12 protein-coding genes and 1 pseudogene are annotated in these 10683 nt (G+C 31.1%); 10 read left to right on the top strand and 3 right to left on the bottom strand.

The window, feature by feature from the left end; genetic code table 11:
* From CN925_RS21465 to CN925_RS21005, 6 genes and pseudogenes are all read left to right on the top strand, one after another.
* A pseudogene (locus CN925_RS21465) lies at positions 1-438 on the top strand (hypothetical protein); the annotation flags it as partial.
* 200 nt (positions 439-638) lie between these two features.
* Positions 639-941 carry a hypothetical protein gene (locus CN925_RS21025; protein ID WP_098848740.1) on the top strand — a complete coding sequence of 101 codons (303 nt, stop codon included), beginning with the start codon at positions 639-641 and terminating at the stop codon, positions 939-941.
* A gap of 360 nt (positions 942-1301) precedes the next feature.
* The gene (locus CN925_RS21020) at positions 1302-1727 is read left to right on the top strand and encodes a DUF7878 domain-containing protein (protein ID WP_098848739.1); all 426 of its coding nucleotides are present in this window, start codon (positions 1302-1304) and stop codon (positions 1725-1727) included.
* Positions 1728-2402: 675 nt separating this feature from the next.
* Positions 2403-3464, top strand: a complete 1062-nt coding sequence (locus CN925_RS21015) for a DmpA family aminopeptidase (RefSeq protein WP_098848738.1) — start codon at positions 2403-2405, stop codon at positions 3462-3464.
* 120 nt (positions 3465-3584) lie between these two features.
* Positions 3585-3854, top strand: coding sequence for a hypothetical protein (locus CN925_RS21010; protein WP_098848737.1), 270 nt, complete (start codon positions 3585-3587; stop codon positions 3852-3854).
* 196 nt (positions 3855-4050) lie between these two features.
* A complete protein-coding gene (locus tag CN925_RS21005) occupies positions 4051-4536 on the top strand; it encodes a cysteine hydrolase family protein (protein ID WP_098848736.1) in 486 nt (161 codons plus the stop codon).
* A 121-nt stretch (positions 4537-4657) separates the two neighbouring features.
* Here the strand turns inward: CN925_RS21005 and CN925_RS21460 are convergent, their stop codons facing one another.
* Complete coding sequence (locus CN925_RS21460; RefSeq protein ID WP_180233037.1) at positions 4658-4801, bottom strand: hypothetical protein; 144 nt, start codon at positions 4799-4801, stop codon at positions 4658-4660.
* A gap of 284 nt (positions 4802-5085) precedes the next feature.
* Here CN925_RS21460 and CN925_RS21000 point away from each other — a divergent pair, with 284 nt between their 5' ends.
* Both CN925_RS21000 and CN925_RS20995 read left to right on the top strand, forming a co-directional pair.
* On the top strand, positions 5086-6042 hold the full coding sequence (locus CN925_RS21000; RefSeq protein WP_098848735.1) for a S8 family peptidase: 957 nt from the start codon (positions 5086-5088) through the stop codon (positions 6040-6042).
* Positions 6043-6127: 85 nt separating this feature from the next.
* Positions 6128-7210 (top strand): NAD(P)H-dependent flavin oxidoreductase, encoded by a 1083-nt coding sequence (locus CN925_RS20995; protein WP_098848734.1) that lies wholly within the window; start codon positions 6128-6130, stop codon positions 7208-7210.
* Between the two features lie 119 nt (positions 7211-7329).
* Here the strand turns inward: CN925_RS20995 and CN925_RS20990 are convergent, their stop codons facing one another.
* Positions 7330-7947, bottom strand: a complete 618-nt coding sequence (locus CN925_RS20990; protein ID WP_286138584.1) for an RraA family protein — start codon at positions 7945-7947, stop codon at positions 7330-7332.
* Between the two features lie 377 nt (positions 7948-8324).
* Here CN925_RS20990 and CN925_RS20985 point away from each other — a divergent pair, with 377 nt between their 5' ends.
* Entirely contained in the window at positions 8325-8936 is a 612-nt protein-coding gene (locus tag CN925_RS20985) for a hypothetical protein (protein ID WP_098848733.1), read from the top strand.
* Between the two features lie 106 nt (positions 8937-9042).
* Here CN925_RS20985 and CN925_RS20980 read toward each other — a convergent pair whose 3' ends face one another.
* Positions 9043-9231 (bottom strand): hypothetical protein, encoded by a 189-nt coding sequence (locus tag CN925_RS20980; RefSeq protein WP_098848732.1) that lies wholly within the window; start codon positions 9229-9231, stop codon positions 9043-9045.
* Between the two features lie 273 nt (positions 9232-9504).
* Here CN925_RS20980 and CN925_RS20975 point away from each other — a divergent pair, with 273 nt between their 5' ends.
* Positions 9505-10683, top strand: a complete 1179-nt coding sequence (locus CN925_RS20975; RefSeq protein WP_098848731.1) for a MalY/PatB family protein — start codon at positions 9505-9507, stop codon at positions 10681-10683.

The following is a 10683-nucleotide window of genomic DNA, read 5'->3' as shown; positions in this document are numbered from 1 at the left end:
ACAGGAGTAACAGGAGTAACGGGTCCAACAGGTCAAAGACCGACTTTAACATTTGCAGAAAACGCAGGAACGATTGCTGTATTCCCACCAATTAATACAGAAGTAACAATTGTAAGTATTACTCAGGCTGTGCTTGCAAACCAGCAGCTTAAAATTGATTATGCAACAGCGATTGAGTTAGTGGTAACTGCAAACTGGACAGTTACTTTTCAACTACGACTATATAGAGATGCTACATTAATAGACACTAGAGTATTTAATACAAACCAAACTACAGCTGGAACGCATAGGTTTCAATTTGCAAGTACTCAAGTTGCTATAGCACCTGCAAATGCTACTTCAACTTATAGTCTTAGAGTAATATTTACTACAAGCGTAAGTGTTACTTCTGCATCGGCCATAAATAGAGATATGAATATAATCACATTTACACCTTAAGTTAGAAGTAAAATAATAAATTAATATTTCTCTGTCACCTAATCATAGACAGTTTAAAACGTTCTGCTGTTTATGATTAGGGGTTTTTTTAGTAGTGTTTAAGAAACGAAGGGTGAAGAGGAAGCTTAATCTTCAACAAAAACATTTTTATTTTTTTCACATACTTTAATAAAAACAAAAAAATTTAGGATGTGGAGAATTTGAATCGCTCTAATGGCCGTAAAGTTGATCAGATAAGGTTTGATATTGAATATAGAACCCAATTTACTTTTATAGTAAATGATGAAACTTTAAATTGTGTATTAAAAGGTATTGCTAACGATTCAGTGAATATTGTTGGGATTTTAATGACAAAAAGTGGTGAAAATAATAATTTCGTTAGACTTGTACCTGGAACAACCGAATCGCAGAATAAACGGGATCTTAAAGTCGTTAGAGAGTCACTTGAATCCACCAATGTGAAATTTAAGGAAGAAACAATTTTAGCTATATTAAACACCTGATACAGTGTGTTCTTCAAATGCTGTTAAATATAATAACAATAAAGTTAATTCATCGATTTGTTCTTGCATTTCAAATTGTTCCTTTCTAATTTTTAATTAAAATATAAAGGAAATAAGAGGAAACTTTTTTAATATAAGGTTTCCTCTTATTTCTAACTAATAAACTATAAGTTGGTAAAAATTTGATAAGACCCAATTGTAAAACAGTAGTTTTCGTTTTATTAAATACCTTTACGAACTAAAAATAAAAAGATGAAAAAGTAAAATAAAATCGAGGGAAATACCAAAAATAGGAAACAATACAAACTAAGCACGAAGATACACAAATTAAGATTGAACTACATACGAAAGGAGAATTTTATGAATATAAAATTCTTGTTTATATTAAATGACTATATCCCTACAGAACCGGCTTATGTTGCCAATACTGGTAAATACATAGATGGCTCATTAAATATTTATTTAAATGAAACGTTATTTTTTCATGATCCTAATTTAAATCTTACGGAGTTTGCGAGTCAATTAAGTGAATGGGTTCAAAAGGTAGAAAATGGATCAAGAGATAACATGAATTATGAATCAATTAATCGAAATGAAGATCTTATGAATTTCCTGTATAAAGGTGATGACAAGTGGGGGATTTATTCGGTGTGGCAACTGTTTGAACCGACAGAATATATTAATACAGAGGTATTAGTTGAGTCTGTAAATAGATTTCTTACTGCGTTAAATGATGGACTTATTGAAATTAATTATGATTACACGTTAGATAAATTTAATCAGTAATTTTTATAATAAATAAATGCGCTAAAAAAGAGTTGCAGGAGTAACTCTTCTTTAGCGCATTTTAATAGGGTAATTTAATATGGAATCCACAGAAGCAGATGAAAAATTTTACGTTGTGTTATTAATAAAATTAAAAGAAAAATCACTCTTACCATGAAGATAAAAGTGATTTGCATCTGTTTGCCAATGCCACCAAGTAAACAAGGTTAATATAGATTATGTTAGAAAATAAAAATAGTTCTATTTCCCTATGTGGTAATAATTTCCATTTTTGATAATATACGGATTTCAAATTGAGGGCGACGTGGAAAGTAATTGAATTTTTTATTTTTATCGAGATAGTATCAAATTTTCTAAGTTATCTGTTAAAATGATTCATAAGATTAATCATAAAAGGAGAAATCAATTTATGTAGGAAGTATTTTCCAAAAAGGATCATACTATTAATCACTTCATTGATGATTTTACTAATAATATTTGGAGCATTACTTTCTTTAACTTATTCCTTTAATAGCTTAAAGAGAAAATGAAATTAACAGAAAGTCACTGATACATTTTAAAAGATTACTTTTAACTAAAAAGCTCTGAATAAGGGCTTTTTGTACTTCTGAAATTAAAATCAATTAATTAAATGCTAGGACACTTGTATAATACGAAGTTGGAGGAGAATTTTTAATGAGTCAAAAAAGAATCAGAGATTATGGTGTTAATATCGGGTACCTGGAAACAGGAAGACTTAATTCTATTACGGATGTTGAGGGAGTTACAGTGGGTCATGTAACGATTAGTGAACAAGACATCCAAACTGGTGTTACAGCAATATTTCCTCATCAAGGAAATTTATTTAAGGAAAAGTTAATCGCGTCCTCTCATGTAATTAATGGGTTTGGTAAGTCGATGGGAACGATTCAGATTAATGAGTTGGGGACGATCGAAACACCAATTATTTTAACAAACACTCTAAGTATTGGAACTGCTGCAGACGCTTTAATTGAATATATGTTAGATCATAATCCAGAGATAGGTCGTACGACAGGAACTGTTAACCCAGTAATATGTGAGTGTAATGATATGCTTTTAAATGATATACGTGCTAGATTTATTACGAAAGACCATGTTTTCCAAGCATTACGAAACGCTTCTTCAGATGTGAAAGAAGGAACTGTTGGTGCAGGAACGGGTATGCTTTGTTATTCATTAAAAGGTGGGATTGGAACAGCTTCGCGCGTTATGAAGATGGAACATGGTACATACACAATGGGTGTTTTAGTCTTATCTAACTTTGGGATTTTAAGTGATTTAAAAGTAAATGGAAAACTAGTTGGAGCAGAATTGAGAGATTTGATCTTAAAGGAACGAGAAGAACAAGATAAGGGTTCAATCATCATGATTGTTGCAACGGACCTTCCCGTATCTGAAAGGCAACTTAATCGAATCATTAAAAGAACAGTTACGGGATTGTCAAGAACAGGCTCAATTATTACAACTGGAAGCGGTGAAGTCGTCATTGGCTTTTCGACTGCAACAAAAATACCTCATGAAAAAACATCGCATTGCATTACACTTCCCACTATACATGAAGAAGATATTGATCTAGCATTCAGAGCTGTAGGAGAAGCAACAGAAGAAGCAGTTTTAAACTCATTGGTAACAGCAACGCATATAATTGGAAGAGATGGAAATGAACGGCCAGCTTTTAAAGATTTAGTAGAAAAGTACAATATTAACTTAATATAGATTAAGGAAATCGATAAACCTTCTAGAAAGGATTGGCCCCTTTATAGTTCTAAAAACGTAATAAAATTCATAAAATACTCTTAACTGTAATTTGGACAAGCATTAAGTTAGGAGGTCATTATGAAAAAAATATATCTTGTTACTATATTTCTTATTTGTTTATATGTTAGTTTTTTAGCTTTTGATTCAATTGGAATAAACAGGTCTAATATATTACTAAAGAAACATAATCAGATTGAAACCAAAAATGGAGTAACAGCCGATCAAACTATTAATATATTGAAGCTACCTTTGCCAAATACGGATTTAAGAAAATATAGTGTAAAAAAATTACCAATCAATGGCAGTCAAATAGAAGTAAAGAAATTAAACAATCAATCACTTAATTGACACGCTAATTAATAGACTTAATAGTAATAGCATTGATAAAAAGATCAATGCTATTTTTGTATTTTTTCAATTAATATCGTTTTTTTTCAGGTATTAAACAGATTACTCATCGTTTTCCTATTTTTTAGGTAGGACTATTATAAAACAAATAGAATAAATACTTAGAAGGAATAGAGAATGTCATGGAGGATAAATAATGAAAATTGGTTTTCTTATTATTGATATGCAAAAAAATTTTTTAGATGGTAAAAAAGAGACATTGAATGTTGAAGGTGCTTGTGAATATATAAATTATGTTGCTGATTTAATCCGATCAAAAAATCATTTAGTCATACATGTTAAAGATATTGAAGGGGCAGATGAAATAAATTCTGAATTAATTTCTTTCATCCCAGAAATTAAAGTTGAAGAACAAGATATTTGTGTTTCAAAAGAACATTCAAATGCATTTTGGAATACTGAATTAGAGCAGATTTTGAAAGAAAATGATGTTGAATTAGTTATAATAGCTGGTTTTGCGGCCGAACATTGTGTTCTATTTACGTATAATGGAGCTAGTGAAAGAGGATTTAAACCAGTCTTATTGCAAAATGGACTATTAAGCACAAAAAGTGATGTCATAACTCAAACGTATCGTGATCGAAACATTATTTCTTATAATGTGATCCCATACATTATTTAATAAAAAAATAGATTGATAAAGTAAAAAAGTGCTCTTATATGTTTGGTCCTTAGAGCACTTTTGGAATTGTAGAATAAAACTAAAAACTATTGTAAATCTAAAGATCGTTCCTTATCTTCTTCTATTGGATACGGATTAGTTCATAAATATCAGAGTCATACCGAACTCTATTATGCTTGGATTCATTTCGCTCTATTTCTTCTATTTCTTCTCGTAACTCTCCAAACCACCAAAATTTGATCTCAGTTAATAAATTAGTAAGCATTTTATTCCCCCTATTTTGAATAATGCCTTAACACGATTAGATTATATATCCATTTTTTTAAGCCAATATTGATCTGATGTAAAAGTTAATAAAGTTTTTATGTATTAAATGAAGATTTATGATATCGCTCAATTAGGTGAGTCTATTAAATTCGAACCATAGTAGAATTAATTTTTTATTAAATTAAATTTATTTAGAGGGAAATTATGGATGGATATAGAATATTAAACTATACCTCAAAGATTTATCCTTTATGAATAAATCCCAAAAAGGAGTTGGTATGCATGTCTAATTTTAGATTAATACCTTACAAGCTGGAAGAAGTTAAAGGTAGTATAAATGAAGTACCACCTGGAGTTCGTTTAATTGAATCTAAATCCATTTGGGACAAAGGGTATCAAGGGGAAGACGTGGTCGTAGCAGTTATTGATACTGGCTGTCAGACGGACCATCCTGATTTACAAGAGCGAATTATTGGTGGTTATAATTTTACCGAAGATTACGGTGGAGATCCTAACGTATTCTTAGATAATAACGGTCATGGTACACATGTCTGTGGAACGATTGCAGCTTCTGAAAATGGAGAAGGTGTTGTAGGAGTAGCCCCAAAAGCAAAACTCCTCGTTTTAAAAGTGCTAACTGGTGCTGGGGAAGGAAGTATTGAATCAATTGTACAAGCGATTGATTATGCGACGAATTGGAGAGGCTCAAATGGTGAAACTGTTCGAGTTATTTCAATGTCATTAGGTGGTCCAGTGGATGATTCTTCGTTACATGAAGTGATTCAAAGAGCGGTAAAACAAAATATAGCCGTTGTATGCGCAGCTGGTAACGAAGGTGATGGGGATGGCTCAACCAATGAATATAGCTATCCGGGTGCTTATGATGAAGTAATAGAAGTTGGATCGGTAAGTCTTCAAAAACGTTTATCCAACTTTAGTAATACAAACGATGAAATTGATTTAGTCGCACCAGGAGAAAAGATTTTATCTACTTATCCGACAAATCAATATGCTTCTCTTTCTGGTACATCAATGGCAACACCACATGTATCAGGAGCAATTGCATTATTAATTCAGCAGTTTGAGTCTGAGAATAATGAGAAGATCACTGAACCAGATTTGTTTGAACTGTTAATAAGTCATACAGTACCAATCGGATACAGTAGGTTTGAGGAAGGACATGGACTTTTAAATCTAGGCGTAAATGTACCCTCAAAATCACCGAATGTACTAAAATAATAAGTAAAGTCCCGTGTAGTGTTGCTATACTATTCGGGACTTTTTTTGGTGAGTAGAAAAAGTTAAATTTAATAGAGGTGAAATCATGTTTAAAAATCAACTAACTGAACTTTTAAATATAAACTATCCAATTATTCAATCTCCGATGGCTGGTGGAATCACAACCTCAAATTTTGTAGCTGAAGTATCAAATTGTGGAGCTTTAGGTACAATTGGAGCAGGCTATATGACTCCATCACAAATACGTGAACAAATTAGAGAAATAAAAACGTTAACGAATAAAAGCTTCGGAATTAATTTATTTGTTCCAAATGATTTTATAGTAAATGAAAATGAGATTTCAAATTCCAATGATTTATTACAACCTTTTAATGAAGAATTAAAGATAAAGCAAAATGATCGCATTCAAATTCAAAATTTTAATCGTTTTAATGATACATTTCACGAACAAATAAATGTGATCATTGAAGAAGCTGTTCCGATCTGTTCATTTACATTCGGTATACCTTCAAAGGAAATAATTAATGAGTTAAAGCTTCATAATATTATTTTGATTGGAACAGCCACTACTGTAAATGAAGCAATTGAAATTGAGAAATCAGGAATGGATTTAATTGTCGTTCAAGGTAGTGAAGCAGGTGGACATCGTGGTCATTTCTTAAACAATCATGAGGAAAGTTTAATTGGATTAATGTCGCTAATTCCACAAGTAGTTGATCATGTTACTATTCCTGTTATTGCAGCAGGAGGAATAATGGACGGAAGAGGTTTAATGGCGTCTATTTGTTTAGGGGCTCAAGCTGTTCAAATGGGTACCGCTTTTCTAACTTGTTTTGAAAGTGGGGCTCATGAAGTACATAAGAATGCTATTTTAAATTCTACTGAAGACAAATTAGTTTTGACCCGTGCATTTTCAGGAAAATGGGCAAGAGGAATCGAAAATAAATTTATTACCGAAATGAAAAAATACGAAGCAGATTTACCACAGTTTCCCGTACAAAATACGATTACCCAATCGATGAGAAAAGCATCCTCGGTACAAAATAATAAAGAGTTTATGTCACTCTGGTCGGGACAAAGTCCTAGATTAGCTAAAGAGGAATCGGTAGAAACCTTAATATATGGAATAATGGGTGAAGCTAATAAATTAATTCAAGGTCTAGGTTGAATGAGAAATCCTATTTTATCAATTCATAGGAGGTTATTTTGGTAGTCTATTAATCCGTACAAAAGGTTCTAATCGTTTCTTCTAAGAAACGATTAGAACTTTTTTTAGTATAATACGATTTACTTTAAAAGCATACGATCAATATACGATTTTATAGCTTCAATATTACCAGATACTTGTTCTTCTCTTTGTTCATCTTTTTTTATTTTATCTAGTGATTTTTCTAAAATCGTTTTTGCTTTGGATTGAGGGATTACAACTACTCCATCTGCATCACCAACTATAATATCACCTGGGTTAACTGATACACCTCCACATGATATTGGTATATTAATTTCACCTATTCCAATTTTTCCACTCGCAGCTACAGTTGTTCCTTTACAAAATACTGGGAAATTTAATTTTTTAATACCGCATACATCCCGGATTACCCCATCAACAACTATGGCACTAACACCCATTGTTTGTGCCATTCCCACAACAAAGTCACCTGCAATTGCGCGGTATTGATCCCCCTTTGCATCGATCACGATGACGTCTCCTTGATTTGCTTCGCGAATAGCCTTCAATACAGCTAAGTTATCACCAACAGGGATTTTAACAGTCAATGCTCTTCCAGTAAATTTAAATTCTTCCTTTATAGGTTTTATTGATGGATCCATATTATTTAGTCCATCCATTACATCTGAAATACAAGTTGTTGGTATATTTTTAAATTGATTAATAATAGAAATCACTCCCTAATAAATCATTTATTTAATGAAATTATATAAATAATTTGTACTAGTTGAGAATTTCGAAAAAATTATCAAGCTTGATAAAAAATAATTATTGAATTAAGAAAGGTTGCAATAGATTAATATCGAATAAAATAAATTGATAATAAAAAAAAGATCTATGTTTGTTGTGAAAATCAAGTTGCTTTCAAAAAAAGTTATGAAGACATAAATACCAATAAGTTTTACTTTCTTATTAATATTTTATATTAGCTTATTTTTAGACCAGTTCCATTTCAATTAATAGATGAGCCTTAAGAATGTAACAAGATTGACTTCATTATTTAATATATAGAGATATCGGAGTATAGTAACATTTAATTAAGGAGTTGAGGTGCTTGAGAAACAAAACGAAATACATCTACTTAACACATAAAGTTAAAATAGAATCCACTGAAAAACTGGAAAAGCTATCCCAACTTACAGGGAAAACTAGTGCTGAATTAATCGAACAAATGATTGAAGAAATGTATGACCTACATATAAATTCAAAAGAAAATGAAGTAAATCTTAATGAAATGCTAAACGATGAAAATGTTATTGAGGATATAACAGATCAAGAAATAAGAGATGCAGAGCTTAGATGGCAAAATTCAAAACAAGGTATTAAAGATTTCAGTCAAAGAATGGAAGATTGGAAGAAAGAAGAAAAAAGGAAAAATGCTGAGAAAGCAAAAGAATATAAAAAGAAAATAGTTGATTGGGCTAGAGTCTGGGAAGATTATTTAAGAAATTACTCTACTTCAATTAAGAAAAATAAAAAACATAATTTTAAGTATTTCAACCCGAATGATAGTGAAGAAATTTGGAAGAAACAAATGAGGGAATACACGAAGCTTTGGCACCCTGATTATGCATTAGACCATGGGAATCCACAAAAGTTTGGTGAAATGAAAGCTGAATATGACATTTTAAAAGGTAAAATTCCAACTGAAGAATATAGTTTATAATTTTATTGGAAATACATATAACGAATCGACCAATCATTTTGTTTTATATAATCGTAAAAAGTAAGTAGTGGAACTAATATGATTCCACTACTTATTTAACGCACTGTTAATCTTCTTTTACACTATCCTCAGCAATTACTCTTAGTTCTTGATAAAAAAGGTCATGATTACATTCTGGATTTTCAGCTTGTTTATATTTGTCTACAATTTCAAGTAATTCACCAGTATCACCTTTTGCATTGATCACTTCTAAAATTTGATTCATATCATCAGTGTATTCATCTTCTTTTTTCATTACAGATCCTCCATTCACATGTAGATGTGCATTATTATTTGCTAGCTTGATGAAAAAAATAAATCGATTTTGAAATAAACATGTAAGATTAAAAACCGAGAAGAGAATTTTATATACCCCACCTTTTTAAGAAAGTGTGATTCTCGGCAAGGCGTTTCATACTTTTTAAAATAAAAAATAAGATTTGAATTTTCTAGTTAAATAGTATAATTTGGATATAAATTATCGATACGAAAATACTATTGATGATTGAAAAATGGTGGGGGATTAATAATGAACTTTAACTTTAATGAAGAACATAATAGAAAAAATACTAAAAGTACAAAGTGGGACTCAATTGATCGAGTATTTGGATGTACGGATGTTCTACCTTTATGGGTTGCCGATATGGATTTTGCATGTGCACCGGGGATTGTAGAGGCTATAACGAAACGCGCTCAACATCCTATTTATGGTTATGGACATATACCTGAAGAATTTTTTGAATCAGCAATAAATTGGGCAAGTAAACGTTATCGTACATCAATTAAAAGAGAATGGTTAACAAACGTTCCAGGTGTCGTTCCTGCTTTAAATTTAGCAATAGATGCTTTTACAAAACCAGGTGATGAAATTATCATTCAGCCACCAGTTTATTTTCCATTTTTCAGTACAATTAGAAATAATGGAAGAAACATCGTTGAGAATGCTTTAATTGAAGAAGATGGTTATTACTATATGGATTTAGAAGATTTAGAAAATAAGATCACTTCTAAAACTAAAATGATGATTCTTTGTAGTCCTGCAAATCCAGTTGGAAGAGTCTGGTCGAAAGAAGAGTTATCAGGTTTGTTTGAAATATGCAAAAGGAATAAAATTGTAGTAATTGCAGATGAAATACATGCAGATTTAGTCTACAAAAAAGGTAGTCACACACCTTTTTATTCATTAAGTGAAGATGCAGCAAATATGAGTATTACATTTATGTCTCCAAGCAAAACATTCAATATTGCAGGCTTTTTTTCGTCATTTGCTGTTATTCCAAATCAAGATTTATTTACAGAGTTTTCTCATGCAATTGCTCGTTCAAGTTTAGAAAACTTAAATATTTTTGGCATTGAGGCAGTTATAGCAGCATATAACGAAGGTGAAAAATGGCTTGATGAATTATTGATTTATTTAAAAGAAAATGCAGAGTTTATAGATCATTACTTAAAAACAAATATTCCAGAAGTAAAAATGAGAGTTACAGAAGCGACATACCTAGGATGGCTTGATTTTAGAGGTTTAGGTCTAAAAGGTGACCAATTAAACGAATTTATAATTAATGATGCAAAATTAGGATTAAATGAAGGTCGTGGTTTTGGAATAAATGGAGATGGTTTTATGAGATTGAATTACGCATGTACACGTAAAACATTAGAAGAAGCCATGTCACGATTAGAAAAAGCTGTAAATGCTAGAAAGAAATAG

It is taken from the genome of Bacillus sp. AFS055030, from assembly GCF_002574545.1.
Taxonomy (GTDB): domain Bacteria; phylum Bacillota; class Bacilli; order Bacillales; family Bacillaceae_G; genus Gottfriedia.
Note: the sequence above shows the minus strand (reverse complement) of the source record. Positions and strands in the feature narration are given on the sequence as shown.